This is a genomic window from Phycisphaerae bacterium (assembly GCA_017999985.1).
Lineage (GTDB): Bacteria > Planctomycetota > Phycisphaerae > UBA1845 > Fen-1342 > JAGNKU01.
In genome coordinates, this window is the sequence record JAGNKU010000017.1 from 39198 (window position 1) to 63493 (window position 24296).

General features: G+C 65.7%; 20 protein-coding genes. 4 read left to right on the top strand and 16 right to left on the bottom strand.

Annotated elements, in window-relative coordinates:
• The first annotated feature begins 612 nt into the window (after positions 1 to 612).
• Positions 613 to 1143 carry a hypothetical protein gene (locus KA383_17975; protein MBP7748006.1) on the top strand — a complete coding sequence of 177 codons (531 nt, stop codon included), beginning with the start codon at positions 613 to 615 and terminating at the stop codon, positions 1141 to 1143.
• Positions 1144 to 1362: 219 nt separating this feature from the next.
• Positions 1363 to 1935 (top strand): HD domain-containing protein, encoded by a 573-nt coding sequence (locus KA383_17980; protein ID MBP7748007.1) that lies wholly within the window; start codon positions 1363 to 1365, stop codon positions 1933 to 1935.
• 39 nt (positions 1936 to 1974) lie between these two features.
• On the opposite strand, the gene KA383_17985 is transcribed toward KA383_17980, so the two are convergent.
• The 5 genes from KA383_17985 to KA383_18005 all read right to left on the bottom strand — a co-directional run bounded on the left by KA383_17985 (position 1975) and on the right by KA383_18005 (position 8977).
• Positions 1975 to 3900, bottom strand: a complete 1926-nt coding sequence (locus KA383_17985) for a DUF362 domain-containing protein (protein ID MBP7748008.1) — start codon at positions 3898 to 3900, stop codon at positions 1975 to 1977.
• A gap of 180 nt (positions 3901 to 4080) precedes the next feature.
• On the bottom strand, positions 4081 to 5472 hold the full coding sequence (locus KA383_17990; protein ID MBP7748009.1) for a hypothetical protein: 1392 nt from the start codon (positions 5470 to 5472) through the stop codon (positions 4081 to 4083).
• A gap of 33 nt (positions 5473 to 5505) precedes the next feature.
• A complete protein-coding gene (locus KA383_17995; protein ID MBP7748010.1) occupies positions 5506 to 6348 on the bottom strand; it encodes a prepilin-type N-terminal cleavage/methylation domain-containing protein in 843 nt (280 codons plus the stop codon).
• 140 nt (positions 6349 to 6488) lie between these two features.
• The gene (locus KA383_18000; GenBank protein ID MBP7748011.1) at positions 6489 to 7643 is read right to left on the bottom strand and encodes a PEP-CTERM sorting domain-containing protein; all 1155 of its coding nucleotides are present in this window, start codon (positions 7641 to 7643) and stop codon (positions 6489 to 6491) included.
• A 341-nt stretch (positions 7644 to 7984) separates the two neighbouring features.
• Positions 7985 to 8977 carry a prepilin-type N-terminal cleavage/methylation domain-containing protein gene (locus KA383_18005; protein MBP7748012.1) on the bottom strand — a complete coding sequence of 331 codons (993 nt, stop codon included), beginning with the start codon at positions 8975 to 8977 and terminating at the stop codon, positions 7985 to 7987.
• 415 nt (positions 8978 to 9392) lie between these two features.
• Here KA383_18005 and KA383_18010 point away from each other — a divergent pair, with 415 nt between their 5' ends.
• Together KA383_18010 and KA383_18015 are read left to right on the top strand one after the other, a co-directional pair.
• A complete protein-coding gene (locus KA383_18010) occupies positions 9393 to 11240 on the top strand; it encodes a heparinase II/III family protein (protein ID MBP7748013.1) in 1848 nt (615 codons plus the stop codon).
• A gap of 135 nt (positions 11241 to 11375) precedes the next feature.
• Positions 11376 to 12605, top strand: coding sequence for a hypothetical protein (locus KA383_18015; protein MBP7748014.1), 1230 nt, complete (start codon positions 11376 to 11378; stop codon positions 12603 to 12605).
• A gap of 293 nt (positions 12606 to 12898) precedes the next feature.
• Here KA383_18015 and KA383_18020 read toward each other — a convergent pair whose 3' ends face one another.
• The 11 genes from KA383_18020 to KA383_18070 form a co-directional block, all read right to left on the bottom strand.
• Positions 12899 to 13639: a hypothetical protein gene (locus tag KA383_18020; GenBank protein MBP7748015.1), complete on the bottom strand. Its 741-nt coding sequence runs from the start codon at positions 13637 to 13639 to the stop codon at positions 12899 to 12901.
• A complete protein-coding gene (gene istA, locus KA383_18025) occupies positions 13633 to 14667 on the bottom strand; it encodes an IS21 family transposase (GenBank protein MBP7748016.1) in 1035 nt (344 codons plus the stop codon). Before istA ends, KA383_18020 begins: the two co-directional genes overlap by 7 nt.
• A gap of 160 nt (positions 14668 to 14827) precedes the next feature.
• Positions 14828 to 15853 (bottom strand): IS630 family transposase, encoded by a 1026-nt coding sequence (locus tag KA383_18030; protein ID MBP7748017.1) that lies wholly within the window; start codon positions 15851 to 15853, stop codon positions 14828 to 14830.
• A 201-nt stretch (positions 15854 to 16054) separates the two neighbouring features.
• The gene (locus KA383_18035; GenBank protein ID MBP7748018.1) at positions 16055 to 17653 is read right to left on the bottom strand and encodes a hypothetical protein; all 1599 of its coding nucleotides are present in this window, start codon (positions 17651 to 17653) and stop codon (positions 16055 to 16057) included.
• Between the two features lie 78 nt (positions 17654 to 17731).
• Positions 17732 to 18166: a response regulator gene (locus tag KA383_18040; protein ID MBP7748019.1), complete on the bottom strand. Its 435-nt coding sequence runs from the start codon at positions 18164 to 18166 to the stop codon at positions 17732 to 17734.
• A 23-nt stretch (positions 18167 to 18189) separates the two neighbouring features.
• Positions 18190 to 18636 carry a cyclic nucleotide-binding domain-containing protein gene (locus KA383_18045; GenBank protein MBP7748020.1) on the bottom strand — a complete coding sequence of 149 codons (447 nt, stop codon included), beginning with the start codon at positions 18634 to 18636 and terminating at the stop codon, positions 18190 to 18192.
• Between the two features lie 4 nt (positions 18637 to 18640).
• Positions 18641 to 19174 carry a hydrogenase maturation protease gene (locus KA383_18050; GenBank protein MBP7748021.1) on the bottom strand — a complete coding sequence of 178 codons (534 nt, stop codon included), beginning with the start codon at positions 19172 to 19174 and terminating at the stop codon, positions 18641 to 18643.
• Positions 19175 to 19191: 17 nt separating this feature from the next.
• Positions 19192 to 20679 (bottom strand): Ni/Fe hydrogenase subunit alpha, encoded by a 1488-nt coding sequence (locus KA383_18055; protein ID MBP7748022.1) that lies wholly within the window; start codon positions 20677 to 20679, stop codon positions 19192 to 19194.
• 66 nt (positions 20680 to 20745) lie between these two features.
• Positions 20746 to 21753, bottom strand: a complete 1008-nt coding sequence (locus KA383_18060; GenBank protein ID MBP7748023.1) for an oxidoreductase — start codon at positions 21751 to 21753, stop codon at positions 20746 to 20748.
• Complete coding sequence (locus KA383_18065) at positions 21750 to 22247, bottom strand: hydrogenase iron-sulfur subunit (protein MBP7748024.1); 498 nt, start codon at positions 22245 to 22247, stop codon at positions 21750 to 21752. Before KA383_18065 ends, KA383_18060 begins: the two co-directional genes overlap by 4 nt.
• An 11-nt stretch (positions 22248 to 22258) precedes the next feature.
• Positions 22259 to 24289: a CoB--CoM heterodisulfide reductase iron-sulfur subunit A family protein gene (locus tag KA383_18070; protein ID MBP7748025.1), complete on the bottom strand. Its 2031-nt coding sequence runs from the start codon at positions 24287 to 24289 to the stop codon at positions 22259 to 22261.
• Positions 24290 to 24296: the final 7 nt, after the last annotated feature.

The window sequence follows — 24296 nt, forward strand, 5'->3', positions numbered from 1 at the left end:
GCGGTGCGGGGCGGTGGCAGCGTGATGCGACTGGATGTTCTCGGCAGCGCAGTTCGTGGGGCGACGGCGCGACTCACACAGCGGGGTCGAGCATCAGCGCATCCCCAGCAGGTCGGCGCGGTCTCGCCACGAACCACGCCCACCCGCAGGGACACAGGCACCGCGCGCAGGAGTGCCAACATCCCAGGTGTCGTCAGCGGACACGTAGCGGTCCGCCGCTGAGCAAGTGGCAACCGCAGACCGCGAAACTCCGGGCCGTTCAACGGAACGCGGGGGCAGTGACGCCGCCCGCGCCGGCTGCCCCGACGCGACGCCTCGCGTCGCTTGCGACTCGGTAAACCGCTGCGGCTCAAAGTGTTAAGGCACGCACAGCAGGACAAGGCGGGCGGGCGGTGTGCCGGGGGACGCCCGCGCGACCCACGTGCACAGCGACCGCAGGTTTCGCCCGCCGGGCCGCGGCCCGCGTACAATCGCGTGCCGATCGCATGACGGCCGCCGTCCCCGCTATACAATAGTTCAACATGTTCCGGCGGCTTAGCCGGACGAGGTCATCCGGGAGTAGTCGGTTCAGAGCCAACCCGGTCCGGACTCGAACAGGAAGGAGCGACACGCATGAATCTGCGCCTGCCGACCGTTTGTGTGCTGCTGACGTGCCTGGGGCTGATGGGCGGCTGCCCGGTGAACCTCGAGGACCTGGAAGACATCATCATCAATCTCGACCGCGATGATGCGCTGATTGTGGATGATGCCGATGACGTCTTCGTCGAGGACTACTACGTCATCGAGGACCAGGCCAGCTTCATCAGCGATCCGTCGGTGATCGTCATCGAAGAGCTCCCGGACATCACGCTCCTGACGTTCGACAATCTCACCGGGCTGGACCTGGTCATCAGCTACTTCGTCGAGGATGTGTTTCAAGAGGTTTCGGTACTCGCCGACGAGACGGTCTACATCGAGTACCCCTGCCTCGCGGTGGTGCAACTCGACTTCGAGCATGACTACGATCCGCTCACCGGGTTCTACCTCGGCAGTTTCGACTTAGGCGACATCTTCGTCGAAGAGGGCTTTGACTACTTCTGCGGCGATGAGATCGTCTTCACGTTTGACTTCGACAGCGTCTTCGTCGACGTGTTTCCGCTGTAGCCGATCGCTATCCGCGTAGGCTCGCGACGGGGACATGCGCGATCAGCCCGGGCGCCGGCGCCGCATGTGCCCGGTCCAGCGCGCGGTGAAGGCCTGCCGGCCAGGCGTGCAGCCCAGGGCGCGGCTTCCGACCGCAGGGTTCTGGCTGCAATAACCCGCTGCGTGTCGGCGGTCGTGCGGGCGTGGGCTACGTCCTGCGCGGTCGCAGAACGGACGCTCATGGAAGCCGTGTCAGTAACGAACGTCCGTCGGTTCCAGCCGCAGCCCGAGTGGTTTGCGCGCGGCCCCGGCGGCATTCACGGCATCGTGCACGAAACCCGGGTGCTCATTTGGAGCCAGGTGCTCGCCGCGATGGTCGCCGACGAGGGGCTCGTCGTCGATCCCGATGTGCTTGGCTGGGCGTCCGCCCTGCACGACACCCAGCGGCTGAGTGACGACCGGGACCCGGAGCATGGTTCGCGGGCCGCAGCGTGGATCGAGCAGCGGCCCGACCTCATTCCCCCTCCGGTGCCACTGGCGCGGGTCGCGTACCTCTGCAGGTGGCACGTTCCGCCGGATCACGCCGCGCCCGAGCTGACCGACGAGCTGCGGGTGTTCAAGGATGCCGATGCACTCGACCGCTGGCGCATCTACGACCTCGATCCGACCCTGCTGCGGACGCGCAGCGCCCACCGGCTGCTGACGGCCAGCCGCGAACTATGGTCGCTGACGGACGTGGTCAATGCCGGCGCGCAGGGGTTTCAGCAAGTGATCCAGGCTGCCGTGGGGATGGGGATCCTGCAAGACCGGTGATGACGCTGACCGGCCGGTCGCGCGCCGCGCCTCGGTTATTCATCCGCCACTCAGCAGCATCACGAACGGGTTGATGTCCGCGAACGATGGGAAGACCCCGTCGCCATTGATGTCGCCGTTCGTGGCGAGGCAGTCCACGTACGTCGCCTGCCATGTGGCGAAGTTGCTCAAGTACAGCACAAACGGGTTGATGTCACCGAAGCCGACTACGCCATCGCAGTTGAGATCGCCGATGTGATGGGCCGCGATGTGGATCAGCTCGATGCCGTCGCCGGTGCCGAGGTTGCGGCTGTACTGTTTGTGGGTCGCGTCGTTCCAGTGCTCATGCACACCCAGGCTCGACAACCCGACTCCGGCCCCATCCGGATTGTAGAATGTCCCCGACGGTGGGTTGTTCGCAAGGGCGGCCTCGTGCAGATAGTCTTCCTGTCCGCCCTGCAGGCTGCCAGGCGCCCCGGTCCCGCCGGTGACCACGTTCGGCCACTCCGCCAAAAGGAAATCGTATGCAACGGAGTCGAGCGCCACGGCGTCCAGCGACGCGAACAGACTCGAGGGCCAATCCGCCGTCGTGCCGCTGCCGAACGGCGGCAACAGCCACTTGTGCGGCCAGCCCTCGGCCCAGTAGCCGCCGTAGAGACCATCGATAAAGGATATCAACGTTTTGCCGCCGAGCTGGGCGTGCCCCACGAGGTCCACGAGGGCGCGATAGTGGCCGGTCCCGGGACTCCAGGCCGGATTGGGCAGGCTCAGGTGCAGGTTGTAATAGCCCGGCTCGTCGGGCAGGCGGATGAGTGAGCCGTAGTGGTTCTTCGCGCACAGCGTCACGCCCGACGAATGCCCTTTCAGGCAGGCGAAGTCGATCAGGTACGCGGCCTGCGCGTAGCACAGGGGCAGGTAGTCCTGCAGCGTGCCCTGCGCCCCGCTGGTGCTCCAGTACACGGGCGTCTCCCACGCGGTGCCCTGCGAAGTCTGGGCTTCGTCGCGGCCCCACGCGCCGGTCCACGCCAGGTAGTGGACGTCCGGGAGCTCCGGGTGGCAGTGATTCCAGTAGTGGTTGGGAAAGAACGTGGTCGTGTCGCCCACGGTGATGTCCGACTGCGCCACCCCGACCACGTAGACCAGTTGACGCAACAGGGCGAGGATCATCTGGGGCGACGTGTTCACGCGGCCGAGCCGACCGGTCTGATTCCCGTCGGCATCGAAGAAGCTGGCGAAGATCCGGTTCGCCGTCACCAGATTGACCTTGATCGTGATCCGCTCACCAGGCTGGTAACCGATGTCGCCGTGGCCGTGGTTCTGGTTGAAGTGGCGGAAGATTGCGTCCCAGGCGGCGCCGTCGGTAGCCGCGCCCGCGACTCCCCGAATCGCCCGCGAGAGCATCTCGTCCACGATGGCTTGGTCCGTATGGCTGCTTTCCCACCAGTAACCGTCGCCGATGTCGTCGCCCGCATAGTTCGTGCCGGCCCAGTCAGTCGCGTTCGGATTATGCACCCACACCACGCGGCCCGGGTAGATGCCGCGCGGCACGCCGATCGGGTCGTTCGGCACCGGCGGGTCGGCGGCGGCCACTGGCGCCAAGGGTCCGTGGCCGATCGCGATCAGGCCCGCGATGGCGGCGCCCATGAGCACGGCCGCGACGGTCAGACTGTTTCTGTGGTAGAGCATCCGCGCCCTGCGATACGCTGCAAAGGCGCCCGCAACAGCCACCAGCCAGACGAGAAACCCGCCGGCCAGTGGTCGGGCCACTTGCTGGCAGGGGTAGGCCGCCCGCGCCGGTTTCGGGACGACCCGGACCAGGAACCAGATCAGGGCGAGCAGCCCGGCCAGCGGGAAGATGTAGTGCCGCCAGCGCGCTCGCTCTGCCGCGCTGTGTTTCGCGGGGTGCGCGCGGCACGCGGCTTCACACCTGCATGGCGAAGCCGGGTCGACGACAACTGGCAGGTTCGACTCGCGACGTTCCCACATGACGCGGCCCAGCGATCGCGAGCAGAACTGTCCTCGGCGCGTCTCAGCGGCGAGACCACAGCCTGCCCTCACGACCTGAGTATACCAACCCGCTGTCCGAGGCCGCAGCGAACGCGTCCAATTCCTGGTGCAGGCACGGGCGCGCCGCGGCTCGCCGCGGCGCGCGGCCGCCGGACCCGCCTACGGGCAGTTGATCGGCAGCGGGCTCGAGGTCAGCAGGCTCACGAACGGATTGATGTCGCCAAACGAGCCCTGCCCGTACGTCCCGTCACTGTTGATGTCACCATTCAGCGGGTTGCAGCCCGCGTAGGTCGTTTCCCACTGCGCGAAGTTGGACAGGAACAGGACGAACGGGTTGATGTCGCCGAAGTCCACCTGTCCGTTGCAGTCGAGGTCACCCGTGCAGACCTGGACCGGCGGGGCCGAACCGAAGACCAGCAGCAGGCGGTTGCTGAAATCGAGCACGAGCAGCCGGTCCGACACAGCCAGATAGTAAAAGTCATAGAGCGCCACGCCGGGCGGAAGCGTCAGGGGCGCGCCGTCGGCGTCGCGGAGCACAAACGCCGGATTCGGCAGCGCGCCGGTCAGCGTGACGGTCTTAACGACGTTTTCGAAGAGCTGCCCGGGGCTGCCGACCGCGCGGTCATTGAAAATGAGGATGTCCTGATCGGTCCCACCCGATGCGGCGGGGATCAGTTCCAGGTGCTGCCCAATGACGGTGGCGGCGAGTCGCAGCGCGATCGGCCGGCCATCGCCACAGCCGGGCTTCGGAGTTCCATCGGTGTTCAGCTCGTCCGTCAGATGGACCCAGGCGTTGGTCGAGTTCGGGCTGTTGCGGATGGCGCCCTGCACCTGGTTGGAGCGGCGGCCCCAGGCGTTGCCGCTGGCATCATAGATGTGGTCGCGCCAGGCGGACTGGTCCGAAACGGTGCACGTGCCGCTGATGTCGGTGATGGCGATGCCATCGCTGGTGTCATAGAGGGTGATGCCGGAGTTGATCTCCAGCAGCGCGCGGCGGCCGGCGCCATAGGGCAGGATCGACAAGCCGCTGTCCTGGCCGCCGAAACCCGGATCATACGCCAGCCCCCCGCCGGGGAACGGCGAGGCGCACGGCACGGGGAAGTTGGAGCCGGACAGGATGCCGTTGCCGTTGCCCAGGTCGCCGTCGAACGTCGGCACCAGTGTATCGGTCGCGGCGTCGATGGCGCGCAGGTTACAGGTCCCGCTGCCCAGCGGGCGATCACACAGCGCATAGAGGACGCCGTTGCGGATCACCAGGCCATCGTAGAAACGACCGTAGTTCACGGTTTGCGTGGCCGAGCTCAGGACCACCGCGTCGTTCGGGTCGCTCAGGCTGATCTTCAGGATGCTGATGTCGCGGTCGACGCCAGAGCCGTTGTACCCGCCGATGTACGCGTAGGCGTCGTCAGAAACGACGTTCATAGGGTTGTTGCCCGCCGGCCCGAAGTGAACGCCCAGGTCGATCGCCGACTCGAGCCACATGTCGGCGTGCGCGGCGCCGGCGGTCAGCGCCACCAGGCACAGGATTGCGAATAGACGTTGTGTCACCATGACTTTGCTCCTTTGTCCCGTCACTTTGGTTTCTCAAGGCGGCGTCGGCAGATTCCAACTCGGATCTTCGGGGGACCAGCGGACTTTCAGCGTTGACACCCACATGCTCGGGTTGTTCGGGTCCACCTCGACAAGCTGCTCGCGGCGGTACAGCTCGACGTGCAGGTCGCTGAGCAGGAGGTTCACCTTGCCCTTGTGCCGCTCGAAATTGACGTAACCGTAGAATGGCCCGCGGTCGGCCTGCTCGGTGACCTTGGCCCACTTGCGATACAACGAATTGCCGGCGCCGCCCATGTAGTAGCGCGTGCCGAACAGCCCATCAGAGGCCCCGGTCAGCGGGTCAATGTTGGCAAAGACGGCCTGCCCCTCGCCGAACAGGAGCAGCGACGACGTGTCGCGCACGCGAAACGGGTTGAACGGCGCGCCGCGCTGGTAGTCCGTGGCGCGCGGGCGGCCGATGGGATAGTTGCTGGCGAAGATATTCATCGTGATGGAGCGGCCGGACGTCACGTCGGCCGGACATTGGAACACACCTGTGAAGGCGGCATTGGTTTGCGAGTTCTTGCGGCCGGGAATGTACCGCGGAAGCATGTGCGCGTAGTACCACCAGTCCATGTCCTGATACAGCGGCGGGGTACCCAGCGGTTTGCCCGGCGTATCCGTCGTGGCCCGGTTCGGCGGCGGCTGGTCGCGGTGGTCCTGTCCGTAGAACTGAAAGGCAATCCCGGCCTGCCGCATGTTGCTGGTGCACATGGTGGTCTTCGTGTTCTCGCGTGCCCTGCCCAGCGCGGGCAGCAGGATCGAGATCAACAGCGCGATGATCGCCACCACGACCAGCAGCTCGATCAGCGTAAATGCGCCGCCGTTGCGTTTCATGCCTCGCGTCTCCTGCGGCACACCCGCCTGCCGACCATCGTCTGCCTTTCGCTGCCGCGTGATTGCACGCGCTCAGGTCTCAGACCATTACCAGCCGGCCGCGTCGGTCACTCCTTGACCAACCTGTAGCGCCGACGCGCCTAGCGTCGGCGCAGCAACGCCAGACCGCCGATGGCCAGCAGCGCCAACGCCGACGGCTCCGGGATCTGGTACACATCGAGCCGCCGCTCAACAAAGCTCGCGACCAGCAGCGTGGGCGTACCGGCGGCATCCAGACCGAAGGCGAGGTTCTTGATGTCACCCGTCCAGGGCGCGCCGATTCCATTTTCGTCGCCGAGCAGCGCAAGCTGCGTCAGGCCGGTCAGCGTGCCGTCGAGATTCCGCAGGTGCACATGCCGACTGTCCACGTTCTGCACGTTGCCGAGCGAGTCAGTGAACGTCGTCATGGTACGGCCCGACACGGCGATCAGGTCCGAGCCGAGGTCCTCCAGGATCGCCACGCCCTGCCCCACGACGTTGGCCGTCGTGCCTTTCAGCAGCGCGCGTGTGGTCAGGTTGGGCGTGCCGCCGAGAGTCTGCCACTGGTTGACGTTGACGCGGACCCCGTAGCCGACGGCCCCCTGGTTCTGGATGATGATGTCGCCGTCACTGTCGAAGGCCAGCGCGCGCCAGGTCGATCCGGAATCGGGCGAGGTGTTGATGATCCCGCCATTCGTGCCGTCGTAAACCGTGGCCCCGTTGGCCAGCGAAAGCAGGCGGCGACGGCCGGAGCCCTGGACCAGGAACGCGACGCCGGGCCCGCCGTTGTCGCCCACCGGGTCGATGGCCAGCGCGAAGGGCCGGCTGTTGCCCTGGGGACCGACGATGGACCAGACGAGCGTACCATCTGGGTTGTAGCGGTTGATCAAACCGGTGGCGCCCGTGCCGGAATCATGCGCCAGCAGGAGCGCCCCGGCGCCCCGCTCGAAGCCGAGGGCGTCGATGCCGCGGGTGTTGGCAACGTTCGCGATCAGCGTTCCGGGCAGCGGCGTGAACAGCGGCGCCCCGCCGAGCACGTTCTCGATCTTGACGACACCGACGGTAGCGGGGCTGGTGGTCGAGTTCTTGAGGCCGCCGACGTACGCATTGGTGCCGTCGAAGGCGATGGACAGCGGGTTGTCGCCGTAGCCGCTGGTGCTGTTGAAGTAGCTGCCGAGGTCGATGCTCGCGGTGTGGATCAGCGGAAGCTGGGCCGCGCTGGCCGCCAGCCCAAAGCTCAACACGATGGGAATCAGGATGCGCCAGTTGCCTCTCATGGTGCCACCTCCTTCAGAAATGTTCTGCACGCCGATGTGGATCGCATGACCCCCACTGCCGAGACTCCCGGCCTCGGCGGCGCCGGGTCACGCACACGGCCAATTGACCGGGCGGCCGGGGATTCCCTCGGTCTTCACGGCCAATAGGCCAACTGCATATTATATAACTATCCGTCGTTCCGCAAGGACTTCCGTAAGCCGTTCCCGCATCGCCGGCCCAGAGCGCCGCCTGAGCATAATGTCCCAACCGGACAGAAATAATAACGATGCGCCGCCACTCGCCCGTCTCCTCATTCGATCGGAACGACGGGAAATCCTCGGGCACGGAAGCCACCCGCTCCTCACCAAGGGCAAGGGCCAGGCAGGCGCTTGATGAAAGCGGACAGGTTCGCCTGGTCCGGCGGCCCCGTCTCGCGCCAGAAAGATGGCTGACCGAGCTCGGCGAACAGCTCGCGTCCCATCGTCTTGGCCGGATACACGCGCCCTTCCGCGTGCCCGTCCAGAAACGCCAGGCTCGCGCGCCCTGTGTACGTACCGTTCGCGCCGACCTTGAGCGCGTGGCGCGATGCGATCCGATCGATGCAGTTGAAGCTGCCGTCGGGGTAGCTGCTGTTCGTGTGGTAGGACGGGTGATCCTCGAACATGGTGATGAACCGCGACGGCGAGAACCGGACCCGCTGCCCGGCTGTGAAAGAGACCGTCTGCTGGTGGCCGGGCAGTGAATTGTTCGGCGAATCCGCGACGTACGTGAAGCTCTCCAGTTGCTCGGGCGCCCGGTAACCAATGTAGGCGTTCATCGAGTAGCTCAGTCGGCCGTTGCCGCCGCCGCCGAGCGGCGAGTCATCGGCGGCGCCCGGTCGGTCGGCCGGACATACGTAGACCGACTCATGCCGCAGGTACCGAAAGAGCGTGCCCTTGGTCGGGACATCCGCGACGAACTCCGGGTCGAGGTGGTACGGCTGCTGATACGCGGGCTTGTATGTCAGACCCTCAAGCTTGTCGCGGGCTCCGTCCCAGGTCACCCCCGCCGGCCGCGGCCACTCCCCGTCGAAGAGGATCTGCATCCAGAACAGGGCGTGCGTGGCTGGGAGAACCTGTTCGTCGCCGATGTAGAGGAACATGCCGTTCATGAGTTGCTTGAGATTCGACTGGCAACTCACGCTGCGGGCCAGGTCGCGCGCCTTGGACAGCGCTGGCAGCAGAATGGCGATCAAAAGCGCGATGATCGCCACCACCACGAGCAATTCGATCAGCGTAAACGCCGGCCGCCGGCCTGAATGAATCGGGTTGGCCCGGGGGTTCCAGCGTGCAGCGCTGCTGAGCTGAGCCAGCATTTCCCGTGCGACCTCCGCGCGGCCACAACGCCGCGCAAGATGTCTGGTTATGGTACCGGGTCCCGGCATCCACGGGCAAGGTCAATGCCCCGTGGGTCGAGCGCTGGTGGTCAACGCACATTCCGACGCAGCGACGCAGCCGCACCGCGTTGCTCGTCGGCCGCGTCCGGATGAAGTAAGATCGTGGCCTCGTGAGCCCCCGACAGTTGCACGGCATGCACACCTGGCGTGGCCGACCGGAGGGCAACGCCAGGACGATCGCGGACCCGCCATGACAGCCCGTCGCGATGCTCGAATGGGAGCCAGCATGAGGTGCGCGGAAGGACCTCGGTGTGTTTCGCGCCGTGCAGCCTGTGAGTGGCGTGCTGCGACCCGGCGCGTTGCCACCCTCGTGGCGCTGGGAATCAGCGCTGCCGTGGCCGTCGCCAAGCCGCCGCCGCAGGCGCGCGTCGACGAAATCGCGGCGCTGTTGGATGCGCGACCCGCCGGCCTGGGGCCAATGTGCGCGGACCGGCGTACGTGGGATGCCCTGTGGCAGCACCCGGCGTACCAGGCCGTGGTCCAGGCCGCGGAGCGTTTGCGCACTGAGCCGCTGCCGGAGCAGCCAGACGAATTGTTCCTGGACTTCTCGCGCACGGGTAAGCGCCGGCCGTGGGAGCGCGTGGCGTCCGCGCGGCGCGGTCGTGTCAAGACGCTGGTGCTGGCCGAGTGTCTGGAAGACAGGGGCCGGTTCGTGCCGGCGCTTGAGCAACTTGTGGCGGTGCTGTGCGCCGAGCCGACCTGGGTCTACCCGGCGCATGATCCGCGTCTGGTGAACTTCCGCGGCGAGCGCGTCGACATCGATCTGGGATCGTCGTACGTCGCGGGCGAATTGGCGCTGACCCGGTATCTGCTTGGTGACAAGCTCGGCGAGTCGACGCGGACGTTGATTGACGCCACGGTGCGCACGCGCGTGCTCGAGCCGTTCCGGGACATGGTGCTCGAGCGGCGCGACGCCAACTGGTGGCTCACGGGCACGAACAACTGGAACTCGGTTTGCCTGGCGGGGGTTACGCACGCGGCGCTGGCCCTCCTCGAAGACCGCGCTGAGCGTGCGTTCTTCGTCGCGGCCGTCGAGCAATATTCGCGTTACTTCCTGCAGGGCTTCACCGCCGACGGGTACTGCTCGGAGGGCCTGAGCTACTGGAACTACGGGTTCAGCCGCTACGCCACGCTGGCCGAGGCCATCCGGCAGGCTACGCGTGGCGAGTTGAACCTGTTGGCCGTCGAGGCGGCGCGCCTCCCAGCGCAGTTCGGCAGCCGCGTCGAGATCCTTGGCGATGTTTATCCGACGTTCGCGGACTGCCCCATGAACACGAAGCCGGATCGCACGCTTGTCGGCTACATCGACCGGACACTGGGCACGGGACGTCCGGCCGGGGCGGAGCGTTTGACCGACCCGGCGCGCGGCAGCCTGGCCGAAGTGCTGGCGTTCACCGACTGGCATAGCACGCCGAGTTCCGCGCCAACGTCGCGACCCGCGGAGCCCCGCCCGCTACGCACCTGGTTTGCGGAGGCAGGCGTGCTGATCGCGCGGCCGGCCGCAGACGGGGCGGGGCGCATGGGTGCCGCGATCAAGGGCGGGCACAACGCCGAGCACCACAACCATAACGATGTGGGCACGTTCATCGTGGTGGTCGACGATCGCCCGGTGCTGGTCGACCCGGGCACCGAGGTTTACACGGCGCGGACCTTCAGCGACCGCCGCTACGACAGCAAGGTGCTGAACTCCTTCGGACATCCGGTCCCGCGCGTCGCGAACACGCTGCAACGCACAGGCCGCGAGGCACGTGGCGACGTGCTCAAGACGGACTTCACCGCGCGGCAGGACACGCTCGTGCTTGACCTGCGGTCAGCCTACGCGGTGCCGACCCTGCAGCGACTCGAACGCGAATTCCGGTACGAGCGCGGCGACGTGGAGCGCCTCGTGGTGACCGACACCGTGGCCTTCTCCGGGCCGGAGCAGTTCGAGATTGCGCTCGTGACCTTTGGCGAGTGGAGTCACGTCGCACCCGATCGGCTGCGCGTCGAGGACGACGGGCGCGCCGTCGAGGTCGAACTGCTGGCCGACGGACTCGCGCTGGAGATTACCGGCGCGGAGATCAACGAAGATGTGCGAATCAACCGGCAGCCGAGGCGGATCGCCGTTCGGATCGCTCAGCCGGTGCCGGCTGCGCGACTGACGCTGCGCATCAGCCCGGCCGCGCGTCAGAACAAGCCTTAAACGGGCCATCACGCACAGCCCGCCGTGGTCGGGGGTGCCAAACTGCTTGGCCGCACCGCTGTGCACTGGGTAGACTCCACGGTGCCGTGTGTGTCGCGCGGTCCTGCACGGTGCAGGCGAACGAGGAGGTATGCCATGTCACGTTGGGCCTTCGCAGCGACGGCTTTCTTCCTGGTGTTTTCGGGCGGCGGAATCATCGCGGCGCGGGCACAGGACGAGGTGGCGCACCTGGCGCCCGAAGAATTCGCGATTCTGGCGTGGGGCCACACGCCGGGCGACGCGGACACGCTGCGTGAGCTGCGGGCGTGCGGCTTCAACCTGGCCGGCTTTGTCGCGCCCGAACACCTGGACGCGGTCGCCGCCGCCGGGCTGAAGTGCATCGTGTCCACTCGGGAAACCCACGTGTCCGACGCCGCCGCCAGCCTCGACGACGCGGCGATTCAGCCACGTGTGGCGGCGCTGACGGAGCGCGTGGCGGGACACCCGGCCGTGTTCGGCTACTACCTGCGCGACGAGCCGAGCGCCGCGCTGTACCCGGGGTTGGCGCGGTGGGCTGCGGCGTTCCGCCGGGCCGATCCGAAGCACGCCAGCTACATCAACCTGTTTCCCAACTACGCGTCGCCGGGTCAGATGGGGGCAGCGACGTACGAGGAGTATGTCGAGTCGTTCGTGACCACCGTTAAGCCTGCGTTCATCAGTTACGATCACTACGCCCTCATGGACGACGGGGCCTTGCGTGACGGCTATTTCCAGAACCTCGAGGTCGTACGCAGCGCCGCGCTGCGGCACAACCTGCCATTCTGGAACATCGTGCTGTCGAACGCGCACTTTCGCTACGCGGAACCGTCGGAGGCTGGATTGCGGTTCCAGGCCTACACGACGCTGGCGTACGGCGGGCGCGGGATCAGCTACTTCACGTACTTCGCGCCGGCGATCGGGAATTACCGGTTAGCGCCGATCGACGCGTTCGGCCACAAGACGCCGACCTGGGACATGCTGCGCAGCGTAAACCTGCAGATCCACCGGCTGGGGCCGACGTACCTGACGCTCAAGAGCGTGAATGTGTTCCATCATCCGGACGTGCCGCCCAAGTGTGCCGGGCTGGACACCAGCCGACATCTGGCCGCCGTTCCGGGTGGGCACTTCGTGATCGGCGAGTTCGAGGGTCCGGGCGGTCGGCCTTTCGTGCTGATCGTCAACAAGGACCTCCGCGTCTCGACCGCGTTTGATGTGAAGTTCAAGCAGCCCGGCCGGGTCATGCAGACCAACGCGTATACCGGCCAGACCACGCCCTGGGGTGGCGAGAACAATTGGCTGGCACCCGGTCAGGGCATGCTGCTGAGCCTCGAGCCGCCGCCGGATTAGACGTTGGAGGAGTTGAGCTCCTCAACGCTGACGTTGGCTCGGGCGGCGAAGCGGACGTGCGGCACAGAGTGTAGCTGCGGGGCGAGCGACTGATGCGGGCCGAGTGGCACCGGGAGGCGGGGAAAGAGCTCGACGTACGCCTGCTGCGGGAACTTGGGCGGCCGTTGGGGTTGCGCGGTCACGACCGTGTCCCAAAAGCGATCGTGCGCAGACTAATCAGAAGTTCCAGCACTTTGAAGTCATAAGCGTTGGTGTGGGCGAGGGTTGCCGCGGAATGGGTGGGCGCGTACTGCCTACAGAGTGACTTGCAGTAGGTTGAGGGCCTGCTGTTGCAGCGGCGTGGGTTGGGTATAGATCGTCATCGTAGCCGTGTCTGAACCATCAAAGCGCACGCGGTTCTTGGCCAACGTAGCCAGGTCTGCCAGCAACGTCTGAAAACTGTGCACCGGCAGGCTTGCCGGCGTCTGGGCTTCAGTCGGCTTCTGTGCTGCAGCCGACGTGCAGTGGCTCGCGGCCTTGCGCTGAGCCCGCGGCGAACGCTGCGCCGGGGCCACGATCGAGGTTCGCTGGGCTTGGGCCGTCGGGCGGTCATCGTCGTCCAACAGCAGCGGCGCCCAAGCTTGGCGCATGTGCCATTCGACGTAGTACGCCAGCCTGCACAGCAGCACGTGCGTCCGCACGCGATCCGCCGACCAGTGGTAGATGGGCCGCACTTTCAAATCGACCGTCTTGAGACTGCGAAACGCCCGCTCCGCCACCGCCAGGCCCTTGTACGCCCGCACGATTTGTTCAGCCGGAAAGGGATCGGTTGACGAGCCGCGCGCCGGCGCGGCTTCGGCCGGCAAGCTGGTGCGGATGACATAGATCCCATCCAGCGCGGCCTCGCCGGCGATGGTGACCTGCCCCCAGTTTATGTACCAGTTGCTATGAGAGTCGGACCACGTTTTCGATCCTCGACCGCCCTCTTCCCCTGGTGCGCTCCGGTTGGGGATTGAAGCCGGGGGTTTGGGGGCAGAGCCCCCAAGGATCAGCATCGGCCGGCGAACACCGCCGGCGTCTGATAGCCCAAGGCGCTGTGGGGTCGCCGCTGATTGTACTCCTGCCGGTAGTCCTCCGTAATCACCTTCGCTTCCAAGACACTGGTGAACAGCTCGCGGTTCAGTAGCTCGTCGCGCAGCCGGCTGTTGAGCGACTCGCTGTACGCATTGTGCCGGGGCGTGTACGGCTTGGTCGGCAGGATCACCGTGCCGTAGTGCGCAGCAAAGGCCTGCAGCTTCGGGTTGAGCTCGGGGTCGAACCAGTCGGCCTGGGTCACCGCGGCCTTCAGGTTGTCGATGACCAGCGTCTTCGGCACGCCGCCGAAGTGCCAGAAGGCGTTCTCCAGCGCCCGGATGAGATTCTCCGTCGTCTGCCGCGCGACGGTGTCGGCGTAGCCCTTGCGCGAGTAGCTCAGGATGATCCGGAAGGCGTGAGGGTACTTCCGCTTGCCATCCGGCCGCACCAACGGCGCGCCCCGGCCGAAGTCCACCTGCGCCTCGTCGCCGGGCGCGACCTCGATCCGGCGGAACGGCAGCGGCTGACCCCGCTGGAGCCGCCGGCAGAAGCGCTTGACGCTGTCGTAGCGGCCGGTGAAGCCCTGCTCGCTCTGCAGGTCCTGCCAGATCCGCTGCGCCGAGAGCCCGCGCTCCAACGCCCCGCGGATCAGCTCCCGGAACGGCTCACACTGGCTGACCGGACCGCTGGACCCGAGGGGCAGGTTGGGCTGGTTTTGACCGCCGGCGCCGCCTTCCGACCCGGCCGTCACGCCGCTCGGCGTATCCTCCCACCCGCCTGACCCGGCGGGCAGGTTTGGCGGGTTTTGACCGGCGCCAGGCGGGTCACGCGGCCCCTCCGACCCGGTGGGCGGGTTTGGCTGGTTTTGCGGGCCCGCCGCGGCGCGGACGTAGCGGGCGACCGTCTCCCGGTCTACGTCGAGCGCCCGCGCGATCCGCCGCTGCGACCAGCCCTGCGCCCGTAACGTCTGAATGGAGTGAATCTTGGCCATCTTGAGCCGATTCGCCATGCACAGCCTCCTGCCGCCAACCGCTGGCTGCACAGGCTGTCACCGCGAACCGCGTTCTCCTCAAGTGGCTGGTTTTCACCCGCCCCCGCCTGGCTGGTTTTGCCCGCCCGCTGACAATTTACAAGAGGTTACAACGCGCCGCGCAATCGCGCACGGTGACTTAGTCGATAATAGAGGCGACACTCGGAGCGCGAAAGAAGGAACGAACCATGGGCGGGTCGGCGTGGATCGCGGCGAGGTCCACCTCGACGCGAGCATGCAGGGACTCATTCTGCTGGAGCGGCGTTTTGGAGACGCCCTTTTGACGCAGATGGTTCCAAACGAATTCGTCCGGGTTGAGATCCGGCGCGTAGCCCGGGAGGAAATGCAGTTCCAGGCGGCCACCCAGCGACTGCACGAACTGGGCCACCACTTTTGCAATGTGCGCCGGATGCCGGTCCACCACCAGAAACACCGGCCGCCGACGATGACGCAGAAAGTCCTTAAGGAACAGGACGAACTGCGGAGCGTTCAGGCGACCGGTATAGACATTGTACCAGAATGCGCCGAGCAGGTTCACGGCCGAGATAGCGTTCACCGCCTGGCGCTGGCCGCTGGTCGCAACCACCGGTGTATGGCCCCGCGCGCCCCACGTGCGCTGCAGCGGCGCATCGGAGCGGAGGCCGCCCTCGTCGAGAAAGAAGATATCGGCGCCGCAGCGGCGGGCGCGTTTTTCGAGGGCCGGGTATTCCGCGCGCTTCCATTTCTCGATCGCCACCGGGTCGCGTTCGTAGGCCTGCCGCAGCGGTTTCTGCGGGGTGATGTCCAACTCGGCCAGCAGGCGCCCCACCGACGTGACACTCAACTGCACCTTCATCCGCTGCGCGATCAGCGCCGCGACGATCTTGCGCGTCCATAGGCCGAAGTCAAAGCCGTACTGCCGCGGGTTCTGGCCACAGATCCAGCGCCGCACCTGTTGCTTTTGGCGGGCGGTCAGCTTGTCCGGCCGGCCGGTACCCCGGCGCGAAGCCAGTGCGGCTTCGCCGCCGCGTCGGGCGGCTCGCAGCCATTTGTAGATCACGGTGCGGCACAGCCCGTAGCTCTTCATGACTTCACCGGGGCGTTCGCCTTCCTGCACCCGGCGCACCGCCATCTTCCGAATCGCTTCACTCGCCTCATGCGTCAAGGTACGGCCGTCGATTCTCATGGCCGCCACTATACCAGAAAGCAGAGCAGATGTCAACCAAATTATGGACTAGTTAGTAAGCACAAGACGCCTAGTGGCACAAAGTTGCGATTTCTGGGGAGAAGGGGCTGGTGACCCGGGGGTTCGTCCGGACGCTTGCGATAGAGGGTTGAACCCAGCCGGCAACTCACTCCTCGACAGACCTGGCTTCGTAGAAGGATGTCAGCAGTCCGTGCCGGGCGCCGAATCGGCGGCGGAATTGGGATGATCGTCGCTGCCAGAATCTGCGGGGGTCTCGAGCACCACTTTCGTGGCACGCGTGTCGCGAACAACGGGATGGGCCGTGACATCACCGCTGGCTGGCAGCGTCACGGTGAAGCTCGATCCAGCGCCGACGCGCGATACCACACCGATCCGGCCACCGGCCTGCTCGACGACCTCGCGCACGATCGACAGCCCCAGTCCCGTGCCGGGAATCCCAGCCGTGATCACATTGGCACCCCGCCGGAACGCGTCAAAGATCGGTTCGTGCCCCGCCTCGCCGTCCGGGGGCTCCAACAGGCTGGGGTCGATTCCGACACCCGTGTCGCTCACATGAATCCCGACCGACTCGATCTGGCCGTTCTCCTCCTTGGCCGTCACCATCACGCGCACGCGGCCGGGACCTGGCGTGTACTTGATGGCATTCTCGATCAGGTTGCCGAGGCAGTCGCGGAGGTCGTGCGCATCCACGCTGACGTAGAGATCGCCTTGCGGAGGCATCCACTCAACCAGTTCGATCTGCTTGCCGTCCGCCAGCGGACGAAAACGCCGGCATAGTTCGGCCACGACCGCGCGCACGTCGGTCTGACTCTGCCGATGGCGCGCCGGGTCAGCTTCCTGCACCCGCGCCAGCGTGAGGAGCTCCGTGACCTGTGCGATCCCATCCTGGCAGCGGCGAATGACTTTGTCACACGTACCCGGCACGGCCTCGGGTGGGACGACGTTTGATCGGATCAGGTCGGTGAGGGTCTGGATGACTGCCAGCGGGCTCTTGAGCTGGTGCGCTGCGGTCTGCATGAAGCGCGAGCGCCGTCGTTGCAGATCTTGGATCGCCAACTGGGCTTTTTGCAGGGCCGCGTTTGTTCGGTGCAGGTCACCCTCCTGAGACTGAAAGTGCTTCCCGATCCACGAATTGAAGTACAGCGCGCCGACAATTCCAGACGCCACCGCGGCCAATGCCGTCAGCACGTATCCCGGACGCGCGTAGATCCCGAGGGGACACCACGGCAGAAAGTCAAAGTGCGGGCTAAGCCAGTGCTGCCATTCGCCGATCGCAAGCACCGAGTAAAGCGCCAACGCCCATACGGCCTGGGCTACAGCCTGCCAGCGTACGAGTACGAGCGACACAATCGCCACGTGGAACAGGTAGAACACAGCGAACGGGTTTTCCACGCCGCCGGTGTAGCGCAGGATGCCCGTCAGCAAGAGCAGGTCGACGACAACTTGTGCATTGGCAAAGCCCACCAGGTAGGGCACGCGGGCATCGGGCGGCGCCACGCGCCGCGGCGGGCCAAAGAGCCACCTGGAGATGAAGGTCCAGATGAGGTTCACCGCTCCCAGGGCGACCAGAACTCCGAGCAGCGCCGCCGGCCGCCGGACGTCGCTCCACACCACGTGCTCGAGCGCGAGCAGCGCCGTGGTGGCGATCACGAAGCCCCAGCGCAGGCGAATAAACCAGCGCAGCCGGAACATGACCACGAGCAGCGCGGCTCTGGGGTCGAAGTCGTCCGCACTACACGCGTGGGGCGCGCCGGTTGCATTTGTGGGCTGGACTGACATTGCCTTGCCGGGCAGCCTCAACCACCATCCGATGCGCTCCCCGCGCCCGCGATCGTGCCATGGACCACAGGAGGCCGGTCAGCAGGACGCAGCCTGCGAGTCAGGCCGCCCGCTGTGTTGCTCGACAATCCAACTCACGGCCTCGCGTAGCGTCTTCGCATCGAAGGGTTTTTCCAGGAACATGTCAGCCGACATCGCGTCGGGACATACTTCGCGGCCATACTCCATGCCGATCGACTGGCCGATCGCAGACATCAGAATGAGCGGAATGCTCTTCAGTTTGCTGTCCCGCCGCAGCTCACAGGCCACCTGCAGACCCTCGGAGGGGTGCGTGAGCATGATATCCAACAACACAATGTCCGGGGGGTCGCGCCGAATAGCCTCCAGCCCAGCCTGTCCCGTCTGATAACAGGCCACCGTGCAGCCGAGCGGTTCGAGAATCATCTGGACGGCCAAGTGTATATCCGGGTCGTCGTCGATGAGCAGAATCCGCGCTGGCTTCTGGGCGTTCATGCCCGCCTGCCCTCTGGTGCGCCCTACGCGCCGGCCGCCAACTGCACGAGTGCCCCTTGCAGACGCCGACTGAGCGTGCCGGCCAGTTCTTTCAGCAGATGATATCCCAGCGTGTGGTCGTGTTCACACAACTTGCGAATCCCAGCCGCGTCAATCCGCACGGCGCGCCCGGCAACACGTGGCACGGCGGTCGCCGTGCACCGGTGCGGCTCGACCAGCGAGGACCAGCCAATCAGGTCGCCCGCGACGACCGTGTCCACGACGCGGCCCTCGTCCACGTGGTGTTGGTACACGATGTCTATCTCGCCTTCACGGAGAATATACAGGGCCTGGGCGGACTCACCTTCCCGGAACAGCGGTTGGCCCACCGGGAACGCGCGCTCCTCCGTGATCGCTGCCACGGCCTTCAGGCTTTCGGGGCTGACGCCAGCGAAGTAGGGCAACGAGCGCAGGACCTCGATTGAGACCATGATGCTACCTCCACTCGGTCAGCAAGGATTGCACCAGCTCCGCAGCGCGGGGGACACTTGCGGCCACCGCGGGCGTACACCGTTCGCTGAACGCTTCTACCTCAGCAGCTTCGATCGCAACGATCCGCATATCGCCGGGTAGCGGCAACTTGAAGCCGGCGTGTCGCCCGAACTCCAGGGCGGTCCACAGGTCCACGTCATGCGCGGAATTGCCGTGCCGGGTTGGCGGTGCTTGTGCGGCCAGGATGCGGATGCTACCGGGGACGGCGCCGCTGCGTTGCGCGTCGACAATGATGGCGCGGTCGTAGCCGACCAGGCGTTCCATCAGCCGCAAGCCGCCCCAGTAATCCTCGGCCAACTCCAGACCCGGCCGGTCAGTCAGCGCGGGCCTCAATCGCTCGACGACGCGGAGTCCGACGCTGTCATCGGTCAACAGGGGATTGCCCAGCCCCAACACAATGGTCCGCGGCGTTTCCGCGGTAGCGACGTCCGCCGTGGACTGAACTGCACAACTTGGGGTCGGCGCTGCCGTCGACATTGGAGCTTCCGCAAGTATTACTCGCCGGCACGCCGAGCGGTGCGACGGATCGTCTGGAGTACCTGCCCATCGGGCGCCCGTACGATGACCGTGAGCGGCATCTGGCCGGGCAGGTAGTGGGTTGCACAGCCAAAGCACGGATCATACGCCCGAAACGCCATCTCGATCTTGTTGAGCACACCCTCGGTGACTGTCGTGCCCTTGCGGATCAGCGTCTTGGCCGCCTGCTTGATCGAGAGGTTGATCGGGGCGTAATTATTTGTCGTGCCGACAATGAGATTCACGTGGGTCAGTACGCCGCGCTCGTCGGTCGAGTAGTGGTGAGTCAAGGTCCCACGCGGGGCCTCGACACACCCGACGCCCTCGTCAGGCGTCGCCGTCGGCAGTACCCGGTATTCCTTGCCGGTGATCTCCGGGTCGATCGCCAGTTCGACCCAGCGCTCCGCGGCATAGAGCAGCTCGATCAGCCGCGCCCAGTGGGTTGCCAGCGTGTGGTTTACCGGCTTGCCGCCGAGCGTCTCGTACATCCGCTCGTATTCCTTCTGGGCCAGCGGGGTGGCCATGCCGTCGGCGGCGTTCAGGCGGGAAAGCGGGGTTGCTTTGTACAGGCCGGAGTCCTCGCCATCGACAAAGCCCTTCCAGCCCACTTTCTTGAGGAACGGGAATTTCAGGTAGGACCACGGCTCGACGTGCTCGGCGACGTAATCGCGGTAGTCACGCGCCGCGTACTTGGCGTGTTCCTTGCCGTCGGGACCGACGACGCGGATCAGGCCGTCGTAGAAATTCACGTGGTTGTTCGCATCGACCGTGCCCATGTTGTACGTACGGTGCGTGTACGCGTCGCTGGTGATGAGCCGCACGTACTCCTTGTTGCCCAGCACGATGTCGTTGAAGAGCTGGAGCGAAAACCGGGCGAACTCGATGGCGTCGCGTCCCAGCGCCTCGATCTCCTTGCGTTGCTCCTCGTTGATGCCGCGACTGACGCCGCCCGGAAGGCCCCAGTTCGGGTGCACCTTCCGGCCGCCAATCAGCTCGATGAGATGGTGCCCATCGCGGCGCATCTTGAGGACTTTGCCGGCGATCTCCATCCCGACTTTCTGGATGACGCCGAGGATGTTGCGCTGCTCCGGCGGGGCGTCAGGCCCCATCACAAAGTCCGGGCCGCCGAGCGCGTAGAAATGCGTGGTGTGGTCCGTCGCGAAGAAGATGCAGTAGAACATCTCCCGCAGCTTCTTCGCCGTCGGTGGCGGATCGACGTGGAAGAGCGCGTCAAGCGTTTTGGTTCCGGCGATGTGATGTGCTTCCGGGCACACGCCGCAGATGCGGGAGGTGAGGTTGGGCATGTCCTCGGCCAGCCGGCCGACACAGAAACGCTCGAAGCCGCGTAGCTCGGGGATCTGGAGGTACGTCTCGGCCACGTCGCCCTTGGGGGTCAGGAAGATGTCGATCTTGCCGTGGCCCTCGAGCCGCGTGATCGGGTCAATGCTGATGCGCTGCGTTGTCATCGGCGACTGCTCCTCGTAAGGTGGGCGCTGCCCACCATTGGGGTCGCGCGGTGGGCGATGCCCACCCTACGCGACGGGTTTGGGCAACGGCAGTTCATGACGTTCGGCGTCGGGCACGAGGGCCGCCCGCCGCAGGAGACTATGAGCCAGGCTGAACCGGTAAAACGTGCCCACGGGGTCCGGGATCCCCTCGGTGATAATGCGCTCGATCTCGTCGGGGTCCTGCGCGTCGATCACGGACGCCAGGGCCGTCATCAGCCGCCCGCCGAAGTCCTCCACGCCGGCATTGGGACCGTAACAGCCGATGCAGGGTGAATTCACCTGCGGGCAACGTGCGCCACAGCCGGCACGGGTGGCGGGACCGCAGCACAGGATTCCTTGTTCAAGCAGGCACGTCTCGGCGTCGGGAATAACCTGCCAGGTTCGCTTGAAAGCCTTGATCTTCTTCTCGCTGCGCTTGCGCGGGCATTCGTCGCAGCAGGTCGTTGTCGCCCCGATTACTGCGCCGGCGGCCGGCAACTTGCCCTCCAGGATGGCCACCACGGCGTCCCAGATCCGGTCGGCTTCCGGCGGGCAACCGGGCAGGAAATAGTCGACCGGCACAGTCTGCGCGAGAGTGTGGACCGTGTCGTAGAAGACGGGCAGCGAGAGGTGGTGCCCGTTGGACTGCACCTCCGGCAGTGGTATCACGCGCCCGGGGTTGTCCGTTGACGCGCTCTCGCAATAGACGGTCTCGAAGATCTCCTGGCGGTTGGTCAGGTTCGCCAGGCCGGGGATGCAGCCCTCCGTGGCGCATGAGCCGAACGCCACCAGGACCTTCGACTTCTGCCGCAGCAGCTTGGCCATGTACTCCTGTTCGCTGGTGCGGACGCTGCCATTGAACAGGCAGACATCGACGTATTGGTCCGGCCAGTTTTCGACATCCCGCACCTTCGTGTCCATGATGCAGGGGCACAAGACGATGTCGAATGCTGCCGCGACGTCGAGGATCTTCTCGTTCAGCGCGAGGATCGAGATCTCGCACCCGCCACACGAGGCGGCCCAGTAGATTGCCAGTTTGCCCCTGTCGCTCATCGCCCGACCTCCATGGCTGCCTGGTGCTCAAGCAGGATCTTCTCGACGTCGTCCAGGTGTCCGTTTTCCTCAGCCCAGTTCGTGGACCAGCGCAGGGGCCCGAGAGTCCGAATGTCCTCGACCATCGCGTCGATTGACTCGGCGAGCTGGGTGGCCTCCGCGGCCGACGCCCACACCAGGCGCACACGCCGCTCGCTGATGCCCAGGGCCCGCAGCGTGTGCCGCAGCATGGCAAACCGCCGCATTGTCTTGTAATTCTGTTCGAGGTAGTGACACTCCCCAGGGTGGCAGCCGGCAATGAGCACGCCGTCTGCACCCAGCGCGAGCGCCTTGAGCACGAACGATGGATCGACGCGACCGCTGCACATCAGGCGGACTACGCGCACGTTGGGTGAGTGCTTGATCCGGGCCGTCCCCGCGCCGTCGGCCGCGCGGTACGAGCACCAGTTGCAGAAGAAGCCAACGATCTTCGGTTCATAGATTTCGCGCTGCATCCGGCTACTCCTTAGGGCGCAGTGGGTTCCAAGCTGGGCTCTTCGTCGATCTCAGCGGGCTCGCCCTCGCCGTGCACATCCCACAGCAACCCTGCGATCTCCGCCTCCACCTGGTCGTTGCTGAAGTGCGCCCCCGCAATTGCGCCGGCTGGGCACGCGGCCACGCACGTGCCACAGCCTTTGCACAGGGCCGGGTTCACCCGGCTGACCTTGTCCTCTGTCAGGAAGTCGATTGCGTTGAACGGGCAGAGGTTGTTGCAGATGCGGCAGCCGGAGCAGTTGTCCTCGTTGATCGACGCCACCACCGGCTCGATCATCACCGTACCCTTGCTGATCATGCCCTGCACCCGGGCGGCCGCCGCCGCACCTTGTGAAACCGAGTCCGGAATGTCCTTCGGGCCGTGGCACGCGCCGGCGATGAAGATACCCTCGGTCATCGTCGCGACGGGGTCGAGTTTGGCGTGGCGCTCGATGAACCACCCGGCCATGCTGCACGAGATGCCGACCTTGAGGCCGGTCTCGCGCGCGTCGCGCCGCGGCTCGATGGCTCCCATCAGTACTACCATGTCCACCGGTATGCGGCGCTGCTTGCCCAGCAGCGTGTCCTCGACCTGCACAACCAGCTTGCCTTCCTCCTGGGGTGTACGGGCCATGTCGGTGATCTCGGCCACCTTGCCCCGGACGAACAGCATGCCCTCGTCAAGCAACCGCTGGTAGAACTCCTCGTAATCCTTCTTGTTCGGCCGCATGTCGATGTAGCAGGCGTAGACCTTTGCTCCGGTCTTTTCCAGCACCAGGTGGCCGAGCTTCAGCGAGAGCATGCAGCAGATGCCCGAGCAGTAGGTGTTGTAACGCTGATCGCGGCTGCCCGCACAGTGCACGATGCAAACCGACTGCGGCTCGGTGACGCCGTCACGGAGCACGATCCGTCCGCCAGTCGGTCCCGAGGCGTTGCACATCCGCTCGAACTCGAGGCTGGTGAACACGTTCGCCAGTTTGCCGTAGCCGTACTGTGGAATACGACGGCAATCGAACAGATCCCAGCCCGTCGCCAGGATGATATTCCCCACTTCCACTTCGAGAATTTCGTCTTTCTGGTCGAAATCGACCGCTCCCGTCGGACAGAGCTTCTCGCACGCGCGGCAACGCTGTCGCTCGAACCAGATGCACGACTTCGTGTCGATCGCCGGGATCTTTGGCACCGCCTGCGGGAAGGGCGTGTAGATGGCCTTGCGATAGCCCATGCCGGCCTCGAACACCTCGTCGACAACCTTGCGCGGACATTTCTCGATGCACAGGCCGCAACCGGTGCATTTGTCCTCACGCACGTAACGGGCCTTGCGGCGTATGCGCACACGGAAGTTGCCGATCGAGCCGGACACCTCCTCCAGCTCGGAGTACGTCAGGAGTTTGATCTTCTCGTGCTGCCCCACCTCCGACATCTTTGGTGTCAGAATGCACGCGGCGCAGTCTAACGTCGGAAACGTCTTGTCATATTGGGCCATGTGGCCGCCGATGCTCGGTTCGCGCTCGACGAGGTAGACCGGGTAACCGGCGTCGGCGAGTTCCAGCGCGGCCTGGATGCCGGCAATCCCGCCACCGACCACCAGCGTGTGCGGATTCACCGTTACGGGCATCGGCTCGAGCGGCCGATGGTGCTGCACCCGGGCCACGGCGCCCGCTACCAGGGCCTTGACCTTGCTCGTGGCCGCCTGCTTGTCCTTGGTCACCCAGGACACGTGCTCGCGGATGTTGGCCATCTGCAGGAGGAAAGGATTGAGCCCGGCGTTCGCACACGCGCGGCGGAAGGTCTTTTCGTGGAGGTGTGGCGAGCACGCGGCAATCACGATTCGCGTGAGCCCCTCCTTCTTGATGTCGTCCTCAATCAGCGCCTGGCCCAGCGAGGAGCACATGAACTTGTACTCGCGGGCCACCGCCACGCCCGGAAGCGTGGTGGTCCAGCGCGTGACTTCTTCCACATCCACCGTACCGGCGATGTTGCTGCCGCAGTGGCAGACGTAAACGCCAACTCGTTCGGCCATGAGCCGG

Coding starts and splice junctions, on each gene's coding strand:
- KA383_17975 (MBP7748006.1), top strand. CDS start 613: ATGAATCTGCGCCTGCCGACCGTTTGTGTGCTGCTGACGTGCCTGGGG.
- KA383_17980 (MBP7748007.1), top strand. CDS start 1,363: ATGGAAGCCGTGTCAGTAACGAACGTCCGTCGGTTCCAGCCGCAGCCC.
- KA383_17985 (MBP7748008.1), bottom strand. CDS start 3,900: ATGTGGGAACGTCGCGAGTCGAACCTGCCAGTTGTCGTCGACCCGGCT.
- KA383_17990 (MBP7748009.1), bottom strand. CDS start 5,472: ATGGTGACACAACGTCTATTCGCAATCCTGTGCCTGGTGGCGCTGACC.
- KA383_17995 (MBP7748010.1), bottom strand. CDS start 6,348: ATGAAACGCAACGGCGGCGCATTTACGCTGATCGAGCTGCTGGTCGTG.
- KA383_18000 (MBP7748011.1), bottom strand. CDS start 7,643: ATGAGAGGCAACTGGCGCATCCTGATTCCCATCGTGTTGAGCTTTGGG.
- KA383_18005 (MBP7748012.1), bottom strand. CDS start 8,977: ATGCTGGCTCAGCTCAGCAGCGCTGCACGCTGGAACCCCCGGGCCAAC.
- KA383_18015 (MBP7748014.1), top strand. CDS start 11,376: ATGTCACGTTGGGCCTTCGCAGCGACGGCTTTCTTCCTGGTGTTTTCG.
- KA383_18020 (MBP7748015.1), bottom strand. CDS start 13,639: ATGCTGATCCTTGGGGGCTCTGCCCCCAAACCCCCGGCTTCAATCCCC.
- istA (MBP7748016.1), bottom strand. CDS start 14,667: ATGGCGAATCGGCTCAAGATGGCCAAGATTCACTCCATTCAGACGTTA.
- KA383_18030 (MBP7748017.1), bottom strand. CDS start 15,853: ATGAGAATCGACGGCCGTACCTTGACGCATGAGGCGAGTGAAGCGATT.
- KA383_18035 (MBP7748018.1), bottom strand. CDS start 17,653: ATGTCAGTCCAGCCCACAAATGCAACCGGCGCGCCCCACGCGTGTAGT.
- KA383_18040 (MBP7748019.1), bottom strand. CDS start 18,166: ATGAACGCCCAGAAGCCAGCGCGGATTCTGCTCATCGACGACGACCCG.
- KA383_18045 (MBP7748020.1), bottom strand. CDS start 18,636: ATGGTCTCAATCGAGGTCCTGCGCTCGTTGCCCTACTTCGCTGGCGTC.
- KA383_18050 (MBP7748021.1), bottom strand. CDS start 19,174: ATGTCGACGGCAGCGCCGACCCCAAGTTGTGCAGTTCAGTCCACGGCG.
- KA383_18055 (MBP7748022.1), bottom strand. CDS start 20,679: ATGACAACGCAGCGCATCAGCATTGACCCGATCACGCGGCTCGAGGGC.
- KA383_18060 (MBP7748023.1), bottom strand. CDS start 21,753: ATGAGCGACAGGGGCAAACTGGCAATCTACTGGGCCGCCTCGTGTGGC.
- KA383_18065 (MBP7748024.1), bottom strand. CDS start 22,247: ATGCAGCGCGAAATCTATGAACCGAAGATCGTTGGCTTCTTCTGCAAC.
- KA383_18070 (MBP7748025.1), bottom strand. CDS start 24,289: ATGGCCGAACGAGTTGGCGTTTACGTCTGCCACTGCGGCAGCAACATC.